This is a genomic window from Rothia nasimurium (genome assembly GCF_928382285.1).
Classification (GTDB): Bacteria; Actinomycetota; Actinomycetes; order Actinomycetales; family Micrococcaceae; genus Rothia; species Rothia nasimurium_E.
In genome coordinates this window covers 39232-60131 of the sequence record NZ_CAKMSS010000010.1, presented here as the reverse complement: position 1 = coordinate 60131, position 20900 = coordinate 39232, and the positions used below count along the sequence as shown (strand labels likewise).

The following is a 20900-nucleotide window of genomic DNA, read 5'->3' as shown; positions in this document are numbered from 1 at the left end:
TTTAACCTTCGTTTTCTTCTGATGCGAGTGTGGTAAGCAACTGGTGTTCTGCGACGGAGAAGTCAATGGGGGCGTCAATATCTACGCCTTCAACCTCGTCGAGCATGAAGAGCTCAATGTCACCCCCGAGACGGTTGTGCAGGGTTTCGTAGAGCGCAGTCTTGGTGATGTACATGGAACCGTTTTCGCGGTAGCGGAAAGTCTCACGGGTGAGTTCCTGACGGCGGGGGCGGGCCATGACCTCGTACTGGGCAGTCGGTGGCTCGGTAGCAGCCCAGATAAAAGGGCCGATAGGGACAACACCCACCATGGAATCTGACGAAGAGGCAGCAAACTGGCGGATAGCGCGGGCCAGGGTGCCGGGCAGGCGGACGGGTGAGGTCGCCTGCAGGAGCATGACGGCGTCCGGACGCTTGCCCTCCGCTGTGTAGAACTCGATAGCGTGCTCAATCACCGGTTCGGTGGCGGTGGTATCTTCTGCCAGGTGGGCCGGGCGTATGAAGGGTACCTCTGCCCCGTACTGGCTGGCAATATCAGCTAGCTCCGCGTCGTCGGTTGAGACCAGCACATCGACCAGGTGTTCGCCTTCCAGCTCAGTCTGAGCAGCAAGGGCCTGTTCAATGGTCCAAGCAACGAGGGGCTTACCTGCGATGGGCTTAAGGTTCTTTCGGGGAATTCCCTTGGACCCGCCGCGAACGGGTATAACGCATAAAACGCGCATCTACTGTAGTTTCTCCTCTAAGTAAGCTGCGATAACTTGTGCGGGGGGCACAGCGGGCACAGCAGGTGCTGGTGTGGGAGTGTCTTCCCATTGGTGCAGACCGTAACGCTCCCAGAATTCCTGAACCCAAGCAGGAGGGTTAGGGTGGTAGACCCAGGCAGGGACTCCCCTTATCGCGGCTTCAAGAACACCCGTGGAAAAAATAGATACCACGGGGTTAGTGAGCGTGTTAAGGGGCTCCCCACCACGGTCAATGGCTATTCCCATTTTCTCCCATAGAGCGTGGGTTAGTACAGATAGTTTATCTTTTTCGTTAGGGTGAGGTCTGTAACGCGCCCCGGTTTGCTGGCAAAACTGGAACCCTGCCCGAGCATAGGAGCGGCGTGGTAGCTCAGCCCCATGCATCTGCCCGAGAAAAATAGGTTGTTGCTCTTCCTCAGGTAGTTCCACCTTTGGCTTCTGAGCTGCCTCCCAGAACAGCTGTGAACCTACCACATCATACGTAAGATCACTACGGCCCGAAATCCAAAACTCAGCATCAGCCTGACTAAAAGCTAGAAGATGCGAATTCGACGGCAGAGGGGGCGCAAATGGTGTGATGAGACCGTGCTGGGAAACCGCATAGGGAACCTTCAGTTCCTGAGCCATTTTAAAAGTTAAAGCACCCAGCATAAGGTAGTGGCCAGCAGAAATGATTAATCTCGGTGAAATAGTAGATAGAGCCTGAGAAATATCAACTTCCTCAACGGTCCATTCTTCTCCGGGTAGTAATTGGTGTACGTCCATAGTGGAAATTACGACTACCGGGTTGGCTACGAATTCTAACGGATCGATGAGAGATTTTAAGGAGGTTATGTTAGCACTATCGAGAGCTACGAGTGCCTGAGCCCCTTCCCCTCTTCTTCGATTCACAAAGACAGTCTCATGAGACGGGGCGTTATGCTTTACAGAATTTAAGGAGACTCTCTTAGCGAGTCTTTTTAAATTCCTAAATTCGCCGACAGATTGCTGCCATTTACGCCATTGGTTAATATCTTCAGGAATCAGCAGACCTGATTTGGCATTTACTTCCACAGCGTCTCCAGAATTTTTACCCGCTCATCAAAAGTATGGTCAGAGAGAGTCCTCTTTTTCCCTGCTTGACGGATTTTTTTAGCCCACGAGGGATCGTTAAAAACTCGTTGACATATTTCGATCAGCTCTTCCTCGGACGAATAAGTCAATACTTCTACACCCGGCTCATAATAGCGATCGATATCAAGCCGATCAACAATCTGTAAACCACCTACACCTGAGGCTTCGAAAGTGCGCATAGTAAACCCATCTTGATCACCATGGATGTTAAGAGTGGCAGGAGACCCTGCCATCACCCCGTAAGCATGTGGACGGTCCAGGTCTCGGCCTGTAGAGATACCAGGATGCTTAAAGTTACGAGTACGGGCCACATCCCACCAGTGACGCGACCACTGCTTGCCAAAGGCTTTAACGGGCACACCAGAAGAATGTAAAGCTGAAAGCATCGCTTCACGCCCAGGGTAGCGTGCTCCCACAAAGGTGATAGCTTCTTCATTTTGTGGCTTGATAGGCAAGTCAGCATCGTATGCAAGGGGAACCTCAATTGCTGAATAGCCGCTCTCTAAAAGATTCTTCACGTCAAGAGGGCTGTAACTTGCAATTTCTCCGAGAAGATTTAGATCAAAATCTTTATCTGAGTAACGCATTCTACGAAACTCATCGTACATCCAGGTTACAAGTTGCACATTCGATGAATTTACAATATCCCACCATTCTTGCCCCAGTTGGTCACCTTTAACAACCAAGACAATATCAGGCTTGACTTCCTGAAAACGTTTAATCGCAGATTCAGTCACGAGGCTCTCGAATTGAGCCGGACGTAAACGATCAGGTAAATCATGCAGAGCTTTATTCCGTATACGCTCTAGAATATTTCCCGGTGCATCATAGATATGCGCAGTGAGCTCATACCCCAGCTTCTTGAGTGAACTTTCAATAGTTTGCCAGTACCCATGAAAGACCGGAGAAACGAGTAAAATTTTAGGGGAAGACATTTAATCGGTCAGACCTCTCTCAGTCAATTCTTCGAGAGCTGTATCCCAGCTTTCGCTTTTGGCACCAGGAACTTCCCAAGACTTCGTAATAAAGTCAGCGATAGACTCTCGAGTGCTCCATTTAGCTTGAGGAGCACCCAGAGAATAGGCGTAGCTCATATCAGCAAGTGCATGATCAATATCTCCGGCCCGTTTAATATCAACATGTTCGATAACGGCCTCGGAGCCGCCTGGAACTGCGTCGATAGAGAACTGAGCAAGCTGATCTAAAGTAATCCGCTCACCTGAACCCAAATTCAGAATACGGGGGGATTCTTCTAGGCTAGGCTGATTATTCAGAGCCCAAATAATAAAATCTGCGACATCTTCCACATGAACGAAGTCACGAGTTGCAGTGCCATCTCCATATACAGATAGGTTCTTTCCTTCACGAAGGCGAGCCAAAAACGCGGCCAAGACTCCAGTATAAGGGTTATGCAGAGCTTGACCGGGACCGATAACATTCTGAGGTCGAATAATAAATGCCGGTACCTTGCCCTGGGTCACCTCTTTAACCACGTCTTCACCCACAGATTTAGTCTCGCCATACACGGAAAGAGGTTCATGGGCATCGTTTTCGGTAGTCCCTCGATTTTTGAAACCTTCACCATAGACGGCACGAGAACTTAAGGAAATAATTGGTACCCCCCATTCCACTGCTTTCTCAGCAGCATAACGAGTGCCTTCAATATTAACACGACGATACCGGTCAGTCTCATACATAGATTGAGCAGTACCTGTTTCCGCAGCTAAGTGAATAATAGCTTCAGCAGGGGGAAGGTTATCCCAGGCTTCTTGATCTGCAACATCGCCTACAATAATCTCACCAGGAAATTGGGCTTTCTCCGCTTCGATATCTTGGTGAACTTGCTCAAGTAAACTGTCAAGGGCATACACAGAATGACCCATTTTAACTAGTTTCTGAGATAGTTTTAGGCCAATAAAGCCAACACCACCGGTAATAAGAATCTTCATAGTTTCCTCTGATAGTTATTTACGATTGATTGATTTAGCTGGGACGCCAGCAACGACAGCACCCGCGGGAACATCTTTAGTAACAATTGCACCGGCACCAACGGTAGAACCATCACCAATAGTTACTCCTCCTAAAACTATAACGTTTCGCCCCAGAAAAACATTATTTCCAATGTGAATAGGTCCCCGGTGAGTAATTTGACTCAGGTTACCAGGCGTATGAACACCGGTATTAATCATGACATTATCACCAAATAAACATCCGTCTCCAATTGTTATATCAGCCACAGCATGTAGATGACCGTAATGCCCCAGATGAAAATGATTACCGATTCTTAGACAGCCACCAGCCTCGGTCTGCAGCCAGGCACCTTCTCGAATCAGCACATTTTTACCAAAGTACATGTTCTCAGTACCCACGATTTTAAGCGGAGATATAATTTTAAGAGATTTTCCCGACGAACCCAGAGCATTTGAATATAATACTCTTGAGAATACTGAACCTACATGCCATCGGATAGATGCCGGAACTTCGGTTAGTATACGAGCAATATTCATAATGTTTCACCTAGCTGTTGAGAAGCGGTACGAATTGCGGAGAGCTCATTCTTAAGGATTATTTGTGGGGTAATAGCGTGGTTACGTGTTGACCGAACGATATTAAAAATATAGTTTATAAAGGTAACTACTATAAGCGATATTTTTAGTCTACGGGGATTCCCCCATTTTTCTTCATACTTGAATCGTGAATTAGTAACCCATTGAAGACGTTGCCTTGATGTGCCCGAGGATCCTCCGCCGATATGGGAGACTATGATATCCCCTCGAAAAATACGGGGAATGCCCAAAAAGGCCAGTCTGTACTGTAAATCTACTTCTTCACTGTTCATGAAAAACGATTCGTCCATGCCTCCAACCTCAAGATAAAGATCTCGAGGTAAAAGCATGCAGGCACCCATTAACCAGTCAGGAGTAGCCCGTTGCCCACCCGTACAGGCCAAATCATGGCCAACCATATAATGCCAGAACTTAGTATTTCGGAAACGTGCCACGGGTGTAAACCACTCCCAGGCATGATGCATCGTAGTAGGAAATTTACGCCCTACCCATTGCGACTCCCCACTATGCCCAACAATGTGCGGAGCGAGAATAACGCCGCGCCCCTCAGCACGGCTCTTTTCCTCTTCCCCCGCAGACAATATATTCGCTAAGAAATTAGCCGGCAAAGTAAGGTCACTATTAAGGATAAGAATCCACTCACCTGTCGCGGCTTCAACCCCTGTATTAACGTTTGCCCCGAATCCACCGTTGAATTCACGACGTACTACAGTCACTCCCTCTACCTGAGGGAAAGGAATGGGCGAAGCATCATCAGAAACAATAATCTCAAAAGATTTAGAACAAATCTGTTCCTGCAACTGATGTACTAGATTAATCGTATCTTCTGGGTTCCCATAAAATGGAATGACAACAGATAATCTCTTCATAACCTCATAACCGTCCTCATCTTAGAGCTCATAGACTAACTAACAATTCCGCTGCGTTGGCGGTGCCGGATGCGAGAAATAGTTCCTCGCAACTCGCGATAAGATTTTCTTGGGTTCCTTAGTGCACTTATTACTACGCCGAAGCCGGGAGTTCGAGGAGCCGCGCCTAAGAAAATACGACTACCCACCAGTCTTGCCAGGAGGAATTTACGGCGAGCAGTCTGATAGGGTTGCATGGCCGCCACAACATCTGGGTCTGTAGGGGCAATTTTAATTACACCTGCTTTATAGGCTTCCTGAACTAGCTCATAGCCTCGCTGGGTGCGAGCAATGAGAACACTCCGACCCGGCTTATCAGAAAACTCAGGGTAACCTTTTTCATCGGCTTCCCAGAAATCACCTGCAGTAATATCAGCAGACTCTCCCACCCCGTCAGGACAGACACGACAGCGCCATTGCACTGTCGGACCTAAAGCAGCACCCCACGAATCCGAATAAGAGGTTGAGACAACTCTGCCTTTAACTGACTTTGCTGTAAATTCACCAGGCCATCCATTGCCTCGGTACCAAAGACGGGCTAGGGGTTCATCCCGTGAAATGCCCAATTTCTCAATTAAATCATCAGTCGCTTCTTGGGAGGGGGTTCCTGCACAGAAAAAACTCATAAGGAAGGGTGATTCTCTTCCCGTAACTTTATCGTAAGCACGTCGCGCGCTGATTTCGCATGGTTTTCCCGTAACCGCAGCACCCGGGAGAAAAGCATCTTTATGGCTAAGGGTACTAGTTGGAGCATATCGAGACCCAGCAGATGCTAATGCCTGCTCACGAGTCATTATTTTTACCGGAATAGTTTTACGTGGATTCTGAGGGTCCGCCCCAGCCGATACAATTTGGGAGGAACGACCCGACTCGATAAGAAATAAATTGAGAGCAGTTAGAACTCCACCGCTACTAGCCTGATTACGAACATTTTCGTCCGCTGCATAAGCTTCCCATATTCCTACAACCGGGCCGAGGATCTCATGCCTTTGTGCACCCTCATTTCTTACGGCAGAAACACTCAACCCTGGACAAGCTGTTTTGAAGCAAGAAGCTAGTTCTTTGTCACTTTCAGCAGTAACTGGCTCCACTATCTGAGGGCGCTGGAACCCATGATGTTCTTGCATCACCACTGTATTGCTCATAGCTGCACATAGGCCGCAGCCTGTGCACATCTGTGCGTCAACAACCTTTTGAATTGAATCATGGAATGAACCCATCACACCAAGCCTCTCTCGTAATCTGCTCGTCTTCAAGTCTAATGCCTTCCACGCTCAGCACAGCAGTTATAAGAGTCTCTGGTCTTGATGCATAGGGTATCTGGAATCAATCATAAGCCTCACAACTATGGTTGAGACCCCTGTCAACTGCGGTAGTCTAGAGTAGTTATACTATCAGTTGGATTATATTGTGGGCCTAGGCTGGTCAGAAACACAGTGCACTCAACCCTTTGGAGGAAGTTATGCGAGTACTTATCTTATGGGCCAACGAGGCTCATCCCAATCTCGGTGTGGCAGCTCTAGGGCAAGGCGCTAAAGAACTAGCGAAACAGGCTTTCGGTCCTGATACTGATGTTCGTTTTCACGGGACGGGGGCTGCTAATTTACCAAGTAATGACGGACCTCTTAATATTTCGCTACTAAAAACTTTGCTTAAAGAATCCCTCCGTAAAAACAGTCAATTTAATCAGTGGATTAAAGGTTTCGACCTCATCATCGATATGCGCGGCGGCGATAGTTTCACCGACATCTACGGGATAAAACGCCAGATTAAAACCAGTTTTCTGAGTTGGCTAGCCCCTGTTTATGGGATTCCAGTCGTATTAGGGCCCCAAACTATCGGCCCTTTCGATAGTATCCTAGGAAAAATTTTTGGCTTACTCTCTCTCAAAAGAGCGCAAATTGTTATGGCACGTGATCCTAAGAGTTACTCCTTCTCACAAAAACTCTTCCGAACCCCTGATGACCTCGTAACAGATGTCGTCTTCGCATTGCCACATCAATCTTTAGAGAAAAAATACGACGTCTTGCTCAATGTCTCAGGCTTACTCTGGGACGAAAACCCCCATGTCGATTACGTTGAATATCGTCTGCTTGTTAAATCCCTTCTAGATAAACTACAAGCAGAAGGGCGGAAGGTAACGCTCTTACCGCATGTGCTCAGAGGAGAAGACCAAACTTCTCGAATTGATAATGACGAGTACCCTCTCGAAGATTTAGCGTGTGATTACCCTGACATAGAAACCGTAGTCCCTCAAACACTCGAGGAAGTACGTGAGATTGTAGGATCGGCTCGCTTAGTCATCGCTGCCCGTATGCACGCATGTTTAAATGCTATTTCCATGGGAACACCAGCTATCGCTTTGGCATATTCCCGTAAATTTGACCCGTTACTCAAACAGCTCCAGTGGGAACACACATTTAACCTCATGAACGGACCTGTAAATCCTGACGACATTGTTACCCTCGTTTCACAAGAAAAAATATTAGCTGATGAGGCTCATAAGGTTCGCATGTATGCCGACGATTTAATAAGCGAAGCCGCTGATACCCTTCGTCAAGCTGTGATTTCATAATGAGCTCTGCACTTGGCAAAGCTGGCGGACGTGGAGCCCTAGCAGGAATTATTGGGCAGTTCGGAAAGCTAGGTATTAACTTAGTTTCTCTGGTTCTTCTCTCTAGAATTCTCAGTCCTGAAGATTACGGCTTGGTTGCAATGGTTCTTGCTTTTATTGGCATAGCAGAACTATTTAAAGATATGGGTTTATCAACAGCGAGCGTCCAGTCTAAAGATTTATCAGGTGCGCAACAATCAAATCTATGGTGGATTAACTCTGCGCTTGGTTTAATATGTGCGATCATCATAGCAGCAATAGCACCTTTGCTTGCCTGGTTCTACAAGCAACCAGAAATTCTATGGATTACCCTATCGCTCTCGATTACGTTCCTCTTATCTGGGGCCACCACCCAGTTCCGTGTCTCTCTCGTAAGAGAGCTCAAAATGGGTATATTAGCTACCTTTGACGCCATTGGAGGAATACTTGCTCTTCTAGGGGCGTTATGGGTAGCCTCCTCGGGTTGGGGCTATTGGGCCATCATTACTCAGCAGCTCCTGAATTCAGTACTCTCCCTGATATTTATGGCTGCTCTCGCAGGCTGGCTCCCAAAACGCTGGAATAAGAATGTTCCTATGAAACACTTCTATAGTTTTGGGCTTCCTCTGTTCGGATCGAGCATTCTCACGTATCTTGCGCAAAATCTAGATAACATACTGATTGGTCGTGTTTTCGGAACTGAGCTGCTCGGTAACTATAATCGCGCGATGCAACTAGTACGAATTCCAATGAACGGATTCCGCAATCCATTAAACTTGGTTGCGCTGAGCACTCTTAGTAAAATCCAAGATTCTGATTTTCAATTCACTAAATATGTCACAAAAGCTCAAATAACGTTTTTATATCCAATCACTTTTTTAAGTTTGTGGGTAGCTATAAATTCCTCAGACCTAGTACCCGTTGCATTGGGTAATGGATGGGATATTGTTATACCTCTACTCACAATATTTGCTATTGGAGATAGTATTTCTAATCTTGCATCAGCCGGTGGATGGATTTACTTATCTAAAGGCAAGTCTGGTGCGCTCATGAAGTATACGCTAATTTCTGCTGCTGTCAGACTAGCATTATTTATAGTAGCCCTACCATTTGGATATTTAGCTGTGGCAGCAGTTTACGCTACTGCTCCTTTAATCTTATGGCCCTTGTCCTTCTACATCTGTTTCAGAGTAACTGGTTTTAACACCAAGCCTCTCTATCTAACTTCTCTTAGAATTATTCTAGGGCTAGGAGCCTGCGCTGCTCTTACCTGGCTCGTAGCTAGACTCCTAAGCTTCCCCGAAATCATTAATATTTTGGCAGCAACAACTATCTATATATGCTTTGTAGCTCTACTAGCAATTAGCCCTGTCTACCGGCGAGACTTCCAGTCCCTCTACACAAACTTCCGCACAATATTATCTAAATAGATATTTATAAAGACGGCTGTGGGCGGCAAGATATTATCTTGCCGCCCACAGCCATTAAATTGGTTCTTAGTTAGCCCGCCCATCAAACAGGCTAGTCACAGAGCCCTCATCAAAGACTTCCTTGATAGCACGAGCTAGCAAGGGAGCAATTGACAGTACAGTCAGATTGTCGAAAGTCTGTTCGGGCTTGAGCGGCAGAGTGTTGGTAACAACAACTTCGCTAGCCCCGCAGTTAGCAAGACGCTCAGCAGCAGGGTCCGAGAAAACAGCATGGGTAGCTGCGATGATGACGTCCTTAGCACCGTGCTCCTTAAGCACACGTACTGCACCGGCGATAGTGCCACCGGTATCAATCATGTCGTCAATAAGCACGCAGGTACGGCCCTTGATATCACCCACAACGGTCTTAGAAACAGCCTGATTGGGCACGTTGACATCGCGAGTCTTGTGGACGAAAGCCAACGGGGCGCCGCCAAGGAGTTCAGCCCACTGCTCAGCAACGCGCACACGGCCGGTGTCGGGTGAAACCACGGTGACGTTATCGGTATCGACCTTGCTTGCTACGTACTCAGCGAGCAGGGGGATAGCCATCAGGTGGTCAACGGGGCCGTCGAAGAAACCCTGGATCTGAGCGGTGTGAAGGTCAACGCTCATCAGGCGGTGGGCGCCGGCAGTCTTGTAGAGGTCTGAGATCAGGCGTGCTGAGATGGGTTCGCGGCCCTTGTGCTTCTTGTCCTGACGGGCGTAGGGGTAGAAGGGGGAGACCACGGTGATAGAACGAGCTGAGGCACGCTTGAGCGAGTCAATCATGATCAGCTGTTCCATGATGGCGTCGTTAATCGGTGCCGGGTGGGACTGGATTACGAAAGCGTCCTTCCCTCGCACTGAATCCTCGAAACGGACGTAGGTTTCCCCGTTGGCGAAGGTGTAGGCGGATGAAGGAAGAACTTCGTTCCCCAGTTCCGCTGCAATCTGTTCAGCGAGTTCGGGGTGGGCACGGCCTGAGACCAGCGCCATCTTCTTTTCGCCTGGATTCGTAATCTCAGTCATTACTGCTATTCGCTTTCCTTAACTGAGCTGGCTGATTCCGCTTCCAGTGCAGCCTGGGCTGCTTCTGCGGCGTCAGTACCGGCTCGCTTTTCAATGACCCAGCGTTCGATGTTGCGCTGAGGGGCTTCGTTAATTGCTAGGGCGCCTGCAGGGACGTCCTTGCGGATGACGGTTCCAGCTCCAGAATACGCGCCATCTCCGATATGTACGGGTGCGACATACATGTTGTCGGATCCCATTCGGACATTGTTCCCTACGGTGGAGCGATGCTTATTCACGCCGTCGTAGTTTACAAAGATTGATGCTGCACCGATATTGGAATTTTCGCCGATGGTGACATCCCCGGCATAGGAGAGGTGGGGCAGCTTTGAACCGGCGCCAATTTCGGCATTCTTGGTTTCAACGAAGGTGCCAATCTTGCCCTTGGGGCCAAGCTTGGTGCCGGGGCGCAGGTAGGCGAAGGGGCCAACGGTAGCGCCGTCAGCGATTTCTGAGTCAGAGCCCTCGGTGCGGGAGATAGTCACGTTCTCCCCTACCTTGACGTTGGTCAGAGTGGTGTCGGGGCCGATGACGGAGCCAGTTGCGATGTGGGTGGTGCCGTGCAGGTGGGTACCGGGCAGAATGGTTACATCGTTTTCGATGGTTACAGTAACGTCAATCCAGGTGGATTCGGGGTCAACGATAGTAACACCTGCGACCATATGCGCGTGGGTTAGACGATCGTTGAGCTTACGCCCCAGCTGAGCCAGCTGCACCCGGTCATTAGCACCCTCAACTTCCCAGCGGTCTTCGATGTCTAGAGCACTGGTGCGGTAGCCGTCCTCGCGGGCAATGGAAAGGACGTCGGTGATGTACTTTTCGCCCTGGGCATTGTCGGTGGTGACGCGGGTCAGCGAGTCGCGCAGAACCTTTGCGTCAAAAGCATAAATACCGGAATTGATCTCGGTGATAGCAAGTTGCTCAGGGGTGGCGTCCTTGGCTTCGACGATAGCGGTTACTTCGCCTGCTTCGTTGCGGACGATACGGCCGTAGGAACCGGGCTCATCAATATGGGTTGTCAGAACGGTGACGGCGTTCTTACCTTCTTCGTGGAAGGCAATAAGCTTACGCAGAGTCTCGGTCTTGAGCAGGGGAACGTCACCGTAGGTCACCACAACGGTACCTTCGACTTCTCCAGCTTCAGCATCCAGGCCCAGCAGGCCAACTTCAACGGCGCGGCCGGTACCGGGGATCTCGTCCTGGTCAACGATGGTGACGTCAGCATCAAAAGCGGTGACGTGAGCAGCTACCTTATCGCGCTGGTGACGCACAACAACGGCCAGATTCTTGGGGTTAAGCTCACGAGCTACAGCTACCGCGTGTTCTACCATGGAGCGCCCGCCGATGGGGTGCATGACCTTGGGGGTAGAGGACTTCATGCGGGTTCCAGCTCCGGCAGCTAGAACAATAACAGCGGACGGAACTGAAGCAGTAGCAGTCACTAGTTGGTACTCCTTGAGCGAGTGAACTCCCCAGTCGCTTTACAAGATAGGGGTATTGAGCTCCGCCACAAGGACTCGAACCTTGAATAACGGCTCCAAAGGCCGCTGTGTTGCCAATTACACCATGGCGGATTGCCGTCCCACCTACTTCGGTGAAGCAGCACGGACGAATCTAGATATTACCAAGTCTCATGCTCAGAATGAAACGCGAGGAGTGTGAGTCTTGGTAAAAGTTTATTAGACAGTAATTTAAGCCCCTAACCAGGGGATAATTTTTGTTAGAGCCAGCTCAACTTCCTCTACTGCGACTCGCGCGGCTTCTGCTCCCTTGCGGTAGGGGTCAGCGATTCTGTCTTCTTTGACTGGAGGCTCATCAAGGGCGTACATGAAGGCTACTGGATCAACCCGGCGCCCAGCCTGTTCCTGCACACGCGCCATCTGCTTCAAAAGGTGAATCTTCGAGCGGTGCTGGGGCCACTCACGCACAATCCAGTTAAGGTGTTCTTTCTCCATCACTAAAACGAGCGCAGATTCCTCCAGGAGCTGAGCAGTAATCTGTTTAGCCTGATGGCTACGATAGTTTACGCCTCGCGATTCTAGCTCCGCGTCGATAAAAGGAGCCACACCTGAGCCTACGACAGCTCCGGTTCCAGCGCTGTCAAAAGTCCACCCTGACGCAGAGTCAGAAAGCTGCTCGGCGATGTACTGTGCAGAGGCGCTGCGAGCAATATTGCCTGTACAAACGAAAAGAATTTTTTTGGCTACCGGAGAATGCGAGCTCCGATCTTCCTCTACTTTTCTTCTATTTTTAAGGAGAGCTCCAACATTGAATTGTGTCATGCCGATTATTTTACTCTGTGCAGAACTTGTGATGACTGGTGATATCGCTGCCAAGTGAGAATCGCTCGCAACAGAAAAACGAAAGCTTACAACTGGCAGGTCCACTATGCACCTTGTAGCCTAGAAGGGTGGCACATCTACTCGGCGGCGAAGACCTGCATATTGAATTTCCCACCCGCACTATCTTTGAGGGCATCACGGTTGGCCTGAATGAGGGCAACCGTATCGGCATCGTTGGCCGTAACGGTGACGGTAAGTCGACCCTTCTCTCCCTTCTTGGCGGGCGGCTTACCCCCGATTCGGGTAAGGTCACGGTGCGGTCCGGCACCCGGATCGGCTTCCTTGACCAGGCTGATGTGCTCGATGATTCGCTCACCGTTGGCCAGGCTATTGTCGGTGACACGCCTGAATACGAGTGGGCTTCAGATTCTAAGATTCGCGACGTTATTTCGGGTTTGGCATCAGACCTAGATTGGAATGCGTCCGTCTCTTCCCTCTCCGGCGGCCAGCGCCGCCGCGTTGCCCTTGCCGCTCTGCTGGCAGGCGACTGGGACGTCCTGATGCTCGACGAACCCACCAACCACCTCGATGTTGAAGCTATTACCTGGCTGGCCAACCATCTCAAAAACCGTTGGTCAAAGAACGCGGGTGGTCTGCTGACTGTCACCCACGACCGCTGGTTCCTCGATGAAATTTGCACTGACACCTGGGAAGTTCACGACGGCATCGTAGAGCCCTTCGAGGGCGGGTACGCTGCCTACATTCTGCAGCGGGTGGAGCGTGACCGCCAGGCGGCTGCTACCGAAGCAAAGCGCCAAAACCTTATGCGCAAAGAGCTCGCCTGGCTACGCCGCGGGGCCCCCGCACGTACGTCTAAGCCCAAGTTCCGTATTGACGCCGCTAACGCCCTCATTGCCAACGTACCGCCAGTGCGCAACAAGGTGGAGCTGTCGCAGATGGCGGTGTCTCGCCTGGGTAAGGACGTGGTGGATATTGAGGACGTCGATGTCAGCTACCCCGATGCCAGCACACCCGGTACAACCAAGGGCGTGCTCAAGAAGGTCACCTGGCGCATCGCCCCGGGTGAGCGCACCGGCATCATGGGCGTCAACGGCGCAGGTAAATCAACCCTGCTAGGCCTTGTGACGGGTTCGGTAGAGCCTACCCGCGGGCGGGTTAAGCACGGTAAGACCGTAAAGGTTGCTACGCTGACCCAGCAGCTCGATGAGCTACGCGAGGTCGAGAATGATCGGGTTTCAGATGTCATTGGGCGCAAGCGTACCTCTTATGTAGCTGGTGGTAAGGAGATGACTCCGGGGCAGCTTCTGGAACGTCTAGGGTTTACGTCAGCCCAGCTATCAACCCCGGTCAAAGACCTATCAGGCGGTCAGAAGCGTCGCCTTCAGCTTCTGCTGATTCTGTTGGATGAGCCCAACGTCCTTATCCTGGACGAACCCTCTAACGACCTCGACACCGACATGCTGGCGGCCATGGAGGACCTCCTCGATACCTGGCCCGGCACGCTCCTGGTGGTTTCACACGACCGATATCTGATGGAACGTGTGACCGACCAGCAGTACGCATTGATTGACGGTACCTTTAGGCATCTGCCGGGTGGCGTTGATGAGTATTTGCAGCTTTCGGCGTCTGCTGCTACGGCCCCGTCGACCAAGGCTGTGGATTCTTCGCCTCTCGGTAAACAGGACGCCGGTAGCAGCTCGGCGGCTAAGGCTAGCGGAGCTGAGGTACGCGCAGCCCAGAAGGAAATCAACCAGATTGACCGCAAGCTGGCTAAGTTGGCAGATCAAAAGGCCAAGCTGGATGAAAAGATGGCCAGCCACGACCCTTCAGATTATGAAGGTTTGGCGGCTCTCTCTGCTGAACAGCAGAGTATTCAGGCGGAAGTTGATGAGCTAGAACTACGCTGGATAGAACTCAGCGAAGTAATTGCGTAAAAAGACGGGGTAGATAGAAACGATATCTGCCCCGTCTTTGTACCGCTTATGTGTTGTAAATACGCACTACGGTAGGTCCCGAACCTGACACAAAGCTTGCCGATACACCGAACTGGGCTTTGGCCTGTTCCAGCGTTTCTGCCAGTTCAGGCAACAAGGCAACAGCAGGCGCAGCCAGGTCGTTGCGCAGCAGCCCGGCAATAGCTGGTAGACGCTTCTGCAGAGGCTCAGCCGAGGTTAGCAGGTCTATCAGCTCCTGCGGCATCTGAAGGGTTGCGTCCGGAGCAGGGTAACGCCCAGCCGCGCGGCCGGCGTCCAGCTCCTTAAACACGGCGGGGGTCGACAGCCCAGCCGTTGTTGAAGGCACAAACCCAAACTTCAGTGGCTCAACGCCTTCAGGTACCTCAATCGGCGTGAGTTTGTCCCCCACCCCGGTGCCCACGGCCAGGCCACCTAAGAGGGCAAAGGGTACGTCGGCACCCAGCGGAGCAGCCAGCTCCAGCAGACGCTCAAGCCCAAGCGCCTCAGCGGCCAGGCCTGCCTGCACCAGGTAGTCGTTCATGGCCTTCATAGCGGCGGCAGCATCAGCAGAACCTCCGCCCATCCCACCGGCAACCGGAACAGCCTTATCGATGTGAAGCTGAACGGCGACGTCCTGAATATCCAAGCCCTGGGCAGCTACCACCGCTGCTGCCCCGCGATAGGCCAGGTTAGATTCATCAAGCGGAACCACAGCTGGGTCAAATGCCCCGGCAGCAACCTGCTCCGCCACAGGGGAGCCCTCAGCAACGCTCATCGACTGGGCGATACCCAGCTCTTGAGCCGAAGAAAACGTCACACGCTCCAGCACATCGGTAGCGGCGTAGAGCGAGGCAACCTCATGGTAACCGTCCTCCCGCAGGGGCCCCACCGCAAAATACAGGTTGACCTTGCCGGGGGCGGTAGCTGAAACACTGAGAGTCATGCGGACGCGCCCTCCCCGCTCTGGTCGGCAGGGGCAGGCACCTGCCGGGCGGCTTCGGCAATCTTGATGAAGTCAAAAATATCGAGCTTTTCCCCGCGTAGCTGCGGGTCAATACCGGCAGCTTCAAGAATCTCACCGGCACGGGCAGCAGAGCCGGCACATCCAGCGAGCGCAGCCCGCAGGGTCTTACGGCGCTGGGCAAAGGCGGCATCGACAATGGCAAAGACCTCTTCACGAGGCAGGTCAGACAGTAACTCCGGGCGGCGCTTAAAAGCCACCAGACCCGACTTGATCTTGGGGGCAGGCCAGAAAACGTTAGTACCGATTACCCCGGCTTTAGACACCTCAGCGAACCAGTTAGCCTTGACCGAAGGCACCCCGTAAATCTTAGACCCGGGATTGGCTGAGAGGCGGTCGGCGACCTCGTCCTGCACCATGACCAGGGCGTGTTCAATCGAGGGGAAGGTAGCAAACATATGCAGGAGCACCGGCACCGCCACGTTATAGGGCAGGTTAGCTACCAGGGCGGACGGGGTGCGCGGCAGCTCGGTGACCTTCATGGCATCAGAGAGCACCACGTCGATACGGTCCTCTGAGCCGGGGCGGAACTTAGCAATCGTCGCCGGAAGCTGTTCAGCAAGAGGCGGATCGATCTCAACAGCAACCATGTCGCGGGCAGCGTCCAAGATCCCCAGGGTCAGTGAACCCAGGCCCGGGCCAACCTCAACCACCGTCTCATCAGGGCTGATATCGGCAACAGCGATAATACGGCGGATGGTGTTAGGATCAATCACAAAGTTCTGCCCCAGAGTCTTAGTAGGGCGGATACCCAGGGTGGCAGCTAGGTCACGGATTTCTTGGGGGCCCAATAGAGCATCGGGCGCAGGAGATTGCTGTTCAGTCACCCTACTATCCTAGCCGGTGGCTTACCTGTCATACCATCGAAAACCATAGGGGAGAGAATGAAGGTAGACTCATAATACCTATGCCCCCATAAAACACACGCACTCACATATTGAGGAAAAATGTCTAAAACAAAACGTTTCACCGAGCTTGACGCTCTGCGAGGTCTAGCGGCTTTGGCTGTTGTAGCTCTTCACTACACCACCACGTTTCCAGAAATCTTTCCTGAGCACGGTGCTTTTCCTATTTCATTCGCTTATGGTGGCCTAGGTGTTCAGCTCTTCTTCCTCATCAGCGGGTTCGTTATCCTCATGACAGCTCGTAAACGTAATCAGCCTATCGAGTTCCTCAAAGCACGATTTGTTAGGCTTTACCCCACCTATTGGGCATCTTTGGGACTTACGGTTCTTGTTATCTATGGGTTACCTTTCCCCGCTCTCCAAAGACCATTGTGGGAGTTGGCTGTTAATGCAACGATGTTCCAAAGCTTCGTAGCTGTTCGCGACTTTGATGGCGTGTACTGGTCACTCGCCCGGGAATTAGTTTTCTACTTTCTTATTGCTGCATCGCTATGGCTATTCAAAGGCAAACTTACTGATACTTTCGTGCAGAGATTCTCTCTGCTCTGGGCTCTGGGGGGACTCGTGCTCATAGCTGCATACAAACTTACGGGTATCGGCGCCCTTAACATACTCGTATCGGCCTCCGTAGCTCAATATGCGCCCCTCTTCGGTCTCGGTATGGTTCTCTACATTCGGCGAGAATCAGGCCGATTACTCCCTGCGTTTTACCCTCTCTTGCCTCTGGCAGTTCTCTGCGAAGGCCTTATGACTAGTTGGTTTACCGGGTTTTTGATTTTACTCATTGTTCTACTATTTTCTGTTGTAGTTATTAAATCAGAAGTCAAATTCCTTCAACTTCGGTGGCTGGTTTGGTTTGGTTCCATCTCATACCCACTCTATTTGCTCCACCAGAATATTGGCTATGCTCTTATCAGCATCTCCTACGATGTGTTGGGCATGTGGGGGGCCCGTATTCTCGCATTCTCTGTATCAGTATTCCTTGCCTGGGCAGTTCACGAAACTGTAGAAGTACGGCTTACTCACCGCATCAATACCTGGCTTAAGCCGAGGAAAGTAGGCTCACACTTTGCAGATTAACTTCAGAAACCCATACCAAACTCCTCCTACGACTACCGCACCTGCCGCGCACCAGCGTCCGCCCATCACCGCCCTTACCAGGGCGCTCACCAGCACACCAGCCCTAATCACTGCCCTGGTGCTGACCCTCATCAGCGCCTACCCCTTCCTCTGGGACGAAAAAATGGTGGCCCGGGAATTCTTCGACCTACAGGTCTATTACGGAGGGGTGGCCCACTGGCTAGAAACCGGCCAGCTCTACGACTGGGCTCTGCCTCCCGAGGAAATCTACGGCTTTACCTACCCGCCTTTTGCAGCCCTGGTTTTCGCTCCTTTTGTACTGCTCACCAGTGCAGATACGGCTGGGCCAATATTTCTGTTGCTCAATATTGCCGCGCTGGTGGCCCTGGTCTATCTCTCCTGCCGAGGTATGGGGGTGGGCAAGCGCCCCGCCCTGGCAGCCGGGCTCTGGCTCACTCCCCTGCTGCTCAAGTTCTTCCCCATCAGTTTCAACATGGAACTGGGGCAGATCAACCTCTTTTTGGTACTGCTCATTCTCACCGACGTCATCTACCTCAAGAACACCCGCTGGCACGGGGTACTCATTGCCCTGACCGCCTGCATCAAACTAACCCCGGCTATCTTCGGCCTGCTCTTTCTTGCCACCCGCGATTGGAAGTCTCTGACCCGTTTCGTGGGCACCGGCCTGGCCTCTATCGCGCTGAGCTTTGCCGTCGATTTTGAGGTAGCCCGCGAGTACTTCACCGAGAAAATCTTTGAATCCTCCCGCGTGGGCTCCATTACCGGGGCTCTGAACTATAACCTGCTGGGCACCTGGGCCATGCTCTTCCCCAGCTGGCTCACCGGCGTCCTTTTTGCCATCACCGCCCTGGGGGCGGTAGTGCTGGCTTACCTGGCCGTGCGCAGGTTAGCGTGGCAGGACGTCCGTGGCGCCTACCTGGGGGCAGCCTCCTGCGTGGCGGTGTTGGGGCTGCTGCTCTCCCCCATCTCCTGGACCCACCACTGGGTCTGGTTCGTCACCTTCCTGGTCTTTGCGACCCTCTACGGCTGGCGCACCGCGCACACCGGCTACCTCTACCTAGCTGCCACCGGTGTGCTCATCTTTGCCATGCCCTTTGCGGTCTGGTTTGGCGGGCACGACTGGGGCGGCAACGAGTGGCCCGAGCACCTGGCTCTCCTACATGCCCTGCCTGTCGCGTGGGCAGTCGCCTACCTGGCTCTAGCGGCTAGAAGCCCTCAATCCCCCAGCTCCCGTAAGCTGCCAGGGAGTTAGCGCGGATATCCCGGCAAAGCTCTTCAAGGTCGGCGCCCAGGTGGCCTGCCATAAAGCGGACGGTGTAGTTGGTCATGTAGCTGGCATTAGGACGGCCCCGGAAGGGGTGGGGGGTCAGGAAGGGCGCGTCGGTCTCAGCCAGAATCAGCTCCCGGTGGGCTAGCTTCAGGGACTCCTGAATACCGTGCGAGTTCTTGAAGGTCACGGTGCCGGCAAAGCTCATGTACCAGCCCTGCTCGTTACAGATCTCAGCTAGGTCAGGCCCGCCGGAGTAGCAGTGGAAGATGACGGTCTCGGGGGCGCCTTCGCTCAGCAGGATGCGCACAACGTCCTCGTGAGCGTCCCGGTCGTGGATCTGCACAGCCTTACCGTGTTTCTTGGCCATGCGAATGTGGGCGCGGAAGGATTCCTCCTGAGCCCCCTTGCCCTCTTCACCGGTACGGAAGTAGTCCAGGCCGGTCTCGCCCAGGGCACGGACGCGCGGGTCAGCTGCCAGGGTGTCGATAGCGGCCAGGGCTGCCTCTAGCTGGCCAGCTTCTGCCAGCTTGGGGGCTTCGTTAGGGTGCAGGGCCACAGCGGCCAGCACACGGGGGTCAGCCTGGGCAGCACGCACAGCGTAGAGGGAACTGGGAACGTCACAGCCCACCTGCACAATTGCGCCGATACCCAGGGCTTCTCCGGTATCGAGGGCGTCGCGGGCGGTGACGGCGACCTCGCCGTCGAGCAGGTCCATGTGGGTGTGGTTATCGACGATGGCGTAGGGCAGGGGCGCGGGAGCCGGCGGGAAGACCAGGTTGCGGCGGCGTCCGTCCTCCCCCTTCTCACCGCGGCGGCGGGTACCCTCCCCGCTGGGCTCGCCCGCGGTGTTGTAGCGGTCAGCCCGGTAGGCCGGGGGTACTTCGCCCTCCAGAATCGGCTCGGGGGTCTCAAAGATGGTGGCGGTCTGCTCGGCCTCACTAGGCAGGTAGGAGGCAAAGCGCTCAGCAAGTTCGCGCAGCTCAGCGTCGGTTAGGGTGTGGTCGGTACACATAGGTTTAGCTTTCTGAATCTTTGACGGCCAGGGTTGCCTGGTAAAGGTCACGCTTAGACACCCCGTGGGCTTCGGCGACCTGGGCGCAGGCGGCTTTCAGGCGGACGCCACCGGCCACAAGCTCCAGGACGAGGTCGGTCAGGTTCTCTGCCTCTTCCGCCTCGGGTTCTGGGGCGCCCTCAACCACGATGGCGATTTCGCCCTTGATCTGCTTAGATTCGGCCCAGGTAATGAGTTCTTGCAGGCTGCCGCGGGCAACCTCTTCGTGCAGCTTGGTCAGTTCCCGGCAGACAGCGGCGCGGCGCCCTGCCCCGAAGACTTCGGAAAAATCGTGCAGGGTTGCGGCCAGCCGGTGGGGGGACTCGTAGAAGACCATGGTGCGCTCTTCACTAGCGAGTGCGGCCAGGCGCCGGGCGCGGTCGGAGCCTTTGCGGGCGAGGAAGCCCTCAAAGGTGAAACGTCCCGAGGGCAGCCCGGACACGGCGATAGCGGTGACAACAGCTGAGGGCCCCGGCAGAGCGGTGACGGTCAGACCGGCGTTGGCCGCAGCAGCTGCCGCGACATAGCCGGGATCGGAGACAGCGGGCATACCGGCGTCCGACATGAGCAGCACGGTCTGCCCGGCTGCCACAGCCTCAACGATCTGGCCGGCGCGGTCAGCCTCGTTGTGGTCGTGGTTGACCAGTACCCGCCCCCGGGTGGTGACGCCCAGCCCGGCGGCTAGTTTACGCAGGGTGCGGCTGTCTTCAACGGCGAGGACGTCGGCGGACGCGAGCGCCTCGCGCAGGCGCGGGGAGGCATCGGCGAGGTTGCCGATGGGGGTTCCGCCAAGGATGAGGGCGCCGCCTTCGGCCGGCGCAGCGGGCGTGGTGTGAGGGGAGGATTCCATAG

General features: G+C 53.2%; 19 protein-coding genes and 1 tRNA gene. 5 read left to right on the top strand and 15 right to left on the bottom strand.

Annotated features, from left to right (window positions below):
- Position 1: 1 nt before the first annotated feature.
- The 7 genes from L6758_RS10010 to L6758_RS09980 are packed head-to-tail and all read right to left on the bottom strand — an operon-like array spanning position 2 to position 6550.
- Complete coding sequence (locus tag L6758_RS10010; protein ID WP_237205889.1) at positions 2 to 721, bottom strand: acylneuraminate cytidylyltransferase family protein; 720 nt, start codon at positions 719 to 721, stop codon at positions 2 to 4.
- Positions 722 to 1795 (bottom strand): RNA-binding protein, encoded by a 1074-nt coding sequence (locus L6758_RS10005; RefSeq protein WP_237205890.1) that lies wholly within the window; start codon positions 1793 to 1795, stop codon positions 722 to 724.
- Entirely contained in the window at positions 1786 to 2790 is a 1005-nt protein-coding gene (locus L6758_RS10000; protein WP_237205891.1) for a CgeB family protein, read from the bottom strand. The genes L6758_RS10005 and L6758_RS10000 overlap by 10 nt, the downstream gene beginning before the upstream one ends.
- A complete protein-coding gene (locus tag L6758_RS09995; RefSeq protein ID WP_237205892.1) occupies positions 2791 to 3804 on the bottom strand; it encodes an NAD-dependent epimerase/dehydratase family protein in 1014 nt (337 codons plus the stop codon).
- Between the two features lie 15 nt (positions 3805 to 3819).
- Positions 3820 to 4362 (bottom strand): acyltransferase, encoded by a 543-nt coding sequence (locus L6758_RS09990; RefSeq protein ID WP_237205893.1) that lies wholly within the window; start codon positions 4360 to 4362, stop codon positions 3820 to 3822.
- Entirely contained in the window at positions 4359 to 5291 is a 933-nt protein-coding gene (locus tag L6758_RS09985; RefSeq protein ID WP_237205894.1) for a glycosyltransferase family 2 protein, read from the bottom strand. The genes L6758_RS09990 and L6758_RS09985 overlap by 4 nt, the downstream gene beginning before the upstream one ends.
- Before the next feature lie 35 nt (positions 5292 to 5326).
- On the bottom strand, positions 5327 to 6550 hold the full coding sequence (locus tag L6758_RS09980) for a Coenzyme F420 hydrogenase/dehydrogenase, beta subunit C-terminal domain (protein ID WP_237205936.1): 1224 nt from the start codon (positions 6548 to 6550) through the stop codon (positions 5327 to 5329).
- 242 nt (positions 6551 to 6792) lie between these two features.
- Here L6758_RS09980 and L6758_RS09975 point away from each other — a divergent pair, with 242 nt between their 5' ends.
- Together L6758_RS09975 and L6758_RS09970 are read left to right on the top strand one after the other, a co-directional pair.
- The gene (locus L6758_RS09975) at positions 6793 to 7905 is read left to right on the top strand and encodes a polysaccharide pyruvyl transferase family protein (protein WP_237205895.1); all 1113 of its coding nucleotides are present in this window, start codon (positions 6793 to 6795) and stop codon (positions 7903 to 7905) included.
- Positions 7905 to 9353 (top strand): lipopolysaccharide biosynthesis protein, encoded by a 1449-nt coding sequence (locus tag L6758_RS09970; protein ID WP_237205896.1) that lies wholly within the window; start codon positions 7905 to 7907, stop codon positions 9351 to 9353. Before L6758_RS09975 ends, L6758_RS09970 begins: the two co-directional genes overlap by 1 nt.
- 66 nt (positions 9354 to 9419) lie before the next feature.
- Here L6758_RS09970 and L6758_RS09965 read toward each other — a convergent pair whose 3' ends face one another.
- The 4 genes from L6758_RS09965 to L6758_RS09950 all read right to left on the bottom strand — a co-directional run bounded on the left by L6758_RS09965 (position 9420) and on the right by L6758_RS09950 (position 12829).
- Positions 9420 to 10403, bottom strand: coding sequence for a ribose-phosphate diphosphokinase (locus L6758_RS09965; RefSeq protein WP_237205897.1), 984 nt, complete (start codon positions 10401 to 10403; stop codon positions 9420 to 9422).
- A gap of 5 nt (positions 10404 to 10408) precedes the next feature.
- On the bottom strand, positions 10409 to 11884 hold the full coding sequence (gene glmU, locus L6758_RS09960) for a bifunctional UDP-N-acetylglucosamine diphosphorylase/glucosamine-1-phosphate N-acetyltransferase GlmU (protein ID WP_272878586.1): 1476 nt from the start codon (positions 11882 to 11884) through the stop codon (positions 10409 to 10411).
- 60 nt (positions 11885 to 11944) lie between these two features.
- Positions 11945 to 12016: transfer RNA gene (locus tag L6758_RS09955), tRNA-Gln, on the bottom strand.
- 117 nt (positions 12017 to 12133) lie between these two features.
- Complete coding sequence (locus L6758_RS09950) at positions 12134 to 12829, bottom strand: arsenate reductase/protein-tyrosine-phosphatase family protein (protein WP_237205898.1); 696 nt, start codon at positions 12827 to 12829, stop codon at positions 12134 to 12136.
- Between the two features lie 23 nt (positions 12830 to 12852).
- Between L6758_RS09950 and L6758_RS09945 the strand changes: the two genes are divergently transcribed.
- Positions 12853 to 14679, top strand: coding sequence for an ABC-F family ATP-binding cassette domain-containing protein (locus L6758_RS09945; protein ID WP_237205899.1), 1827 nt, complete (start codon positions 12853 to 12855; stop codon positions 14677 to 14679).
- Between the two features lie 46 nt (positions 14680 to 14725).
- On the opposite strand, the gene L6758_RS09940 is transcribed toward L6758_RS09945, so the two are convergent.
- Both L6758_RS09940 and rsmA read right to left on the bottom strand, forming a co-directional pair.
- Positions 14726 to 15643, bottom strand: coding sequence for a GHMP family kinase ATP-binding protein (locus L6758_RS09940; protein WP_237205900.1), 918 nt, complete (start codon positions 15641 to 15643; stop codon positions 14726 to 14728).
- Complete coding sequence (rsmA, locus tag L6758_RS09935) at positions 15640 to 16548, bottom strand: 16S rRNA (adenine(1518)-N(6)/adenine(1519)-N(6))-dimethyltransferase RsmA (RefSeq protein WP_237205901.1); 909 nt, start codon at positions 16546 to 16548, stop codon at positions 15640 to 15642. Before rsmA ends, L6758_RS09940 begins: the two co-directional genes overlap by 4 nt.
- A 120-nt stretch (positions 16549 to 16668) precedes the next feature.
- On the opposite strand from rsmA, the gene L6758_RS09930 reads away from it, so the two are divergent.
- Positions 16669 to 17706, top strand: a complete 1038-nt coding sequence (locus tag L6758_RS09930; RefSeq protein ID WP_237205902.1) for an acyltransferase family protein — start codon at positions 16669 to 16671, stop codon at positions 17704 to 17706.
- The gene (locus tag L6758_RS09925; protein ID WP_237205903.1) at positions 17696 to 18979 is read left to right on the top strand and encodes a glycosyltransferase 87 family protein; all 1284 of its coding nucleotides are present in this window, start codon (positions 17696 to 17698) and stop codon (positions 18977 to 18979) included. Before L6758_RS09930 ends, L6758_RS09925 begins: the two co-directional genes overlap by 11 nt.
- On the opposite strand, the gene L6758_RS09920 is transcribed toward L6758_RS09925, so the two are convergent.
- Both L6758_RS09920 and rsmI read right to left on the bottom strand, forming a co-directional pair.
- Complete coding sequence (locus L6758_RS09920) at positions 18933 to 20009, bottom strand: TatD family hydrolase (RefSeq protein WP_237205904.1); 1077 nt, start codon at positions 20007 to 20009, stop codon at positions 18933 to 18935. The two genes, L6758_RS09925 and L6758_RS09920, sit on opposite strands and share 47 nt — an antisense overlap.
- Positions 20010 to 20013: 4 nt before the next feature.
- A complete protein-coding gene (gene rsmI / locus L6758_RS09915; protein ID WP_237205905.1) occupies positions 20014 to 20898 on the bottom strand; it encodes a 16S rRNA (cytidine(1402)-2'-O)-methyltransferase in 885 nt (294 codons plus the stop codon).
- Positions 20899 to 20900 lie beyond the last annotated feature (2 nt).

Excerpts from the sequence above, each read along its gene's own strand:
- L6758_RS09930 (WP_237205902.1), top strand. The coding sequence starts at position 16,669 with ATGTCTAAAACAAAACGTTTCACCGAGCTTGACGCTCTGCGAGGTCTA.
- L6758_RS09985 (WP_237205894.1), bottom strand. The coding sequence starts at position 5,291 with ATGAAGAGATTATCTGTTGTCATTCCATTTTATGGGAACCCAGAAGAT.
- L6758_RS09970 (WP_237205896.1), top strand. The coding sequence starts at position 7,905 with ATGAGCTCTGCACTTGGCAAAGCTGGCGGACGTGGAGCCCTAGCAGGA.
- L6758_RS09980 (WP_237205936.1), bottom strand. The coding sequence starts at position 6,550 with ATGGGTTCATTCCATGATTCAATTCAAAAGGTTGTTGACGCACAGATG.
- rsmI (WP_237205905.1), bottom strand. The coding sequence starts at position 20,898 with ATGGAATCCTCCCCTCACACCACGCCCGCTGCGCCGGCCGAAGGCGGC.
- L6758_RS09975 (WP_237205895.1), top strand. The coding sequence starts at position 6,793 with ATGCGAGTACTTATCTTATGGGCCAACGAGGCTCATCCCAATCTCGGT.
- L6758_RS09990 (WP_237205893.1), bottom strand. The coding sequence starts at position 4,362 with ATGAATATTGCTCGTATACTAACCGAAGTTCCGGCATCTATCCGATGG.
- L6758_RS09920 (WP_237205904.1), bottom strand. The coding sequence starts at position 20,009 with ATGTGTACCGACCACACCCTAACCGACGCTGAGCTGCGCGAACTTGCT.
- L6758_RS10000 (WP_237205891.1), bottom strand. The coding sequence starts at position 2,790 with ATGTCTTCCCCTAAAATTTTACTCGTTTCTCCGGTCTTTCATGGGTAC.
- L6758_RS09965 (WP_237205897.1), bottom strand. The coding sequence starts at position 10,403 with ATGACTGAGATTACGAATCCAGGCGAAAAGAAGATGGCGCTGGTCTCA.
- L6758_RS09995 (WP_237205892.1), bottom strand. The coding sequence starts at position 3,804 with ATGAAGATTCTTATTACCGGTGGTGTTGGCTTTATTGGCCTAAAACTA.
- L6758_RS09940 (WP_237205900.1), bottom strand. The coding sequence starts at position 15,643 with ATGACTCTCAGTGTTTCAGCTACCGCCCCCGGCAAGGTCAACCTGTAT.
- L6758_RS10010 (WP_237205889.1), bottom strand. The coding sequence starts at position 721 with ATGCGCGTTTTATGCGTTATACCCGTTCGCGGCGGGTCCAAGGGAATT.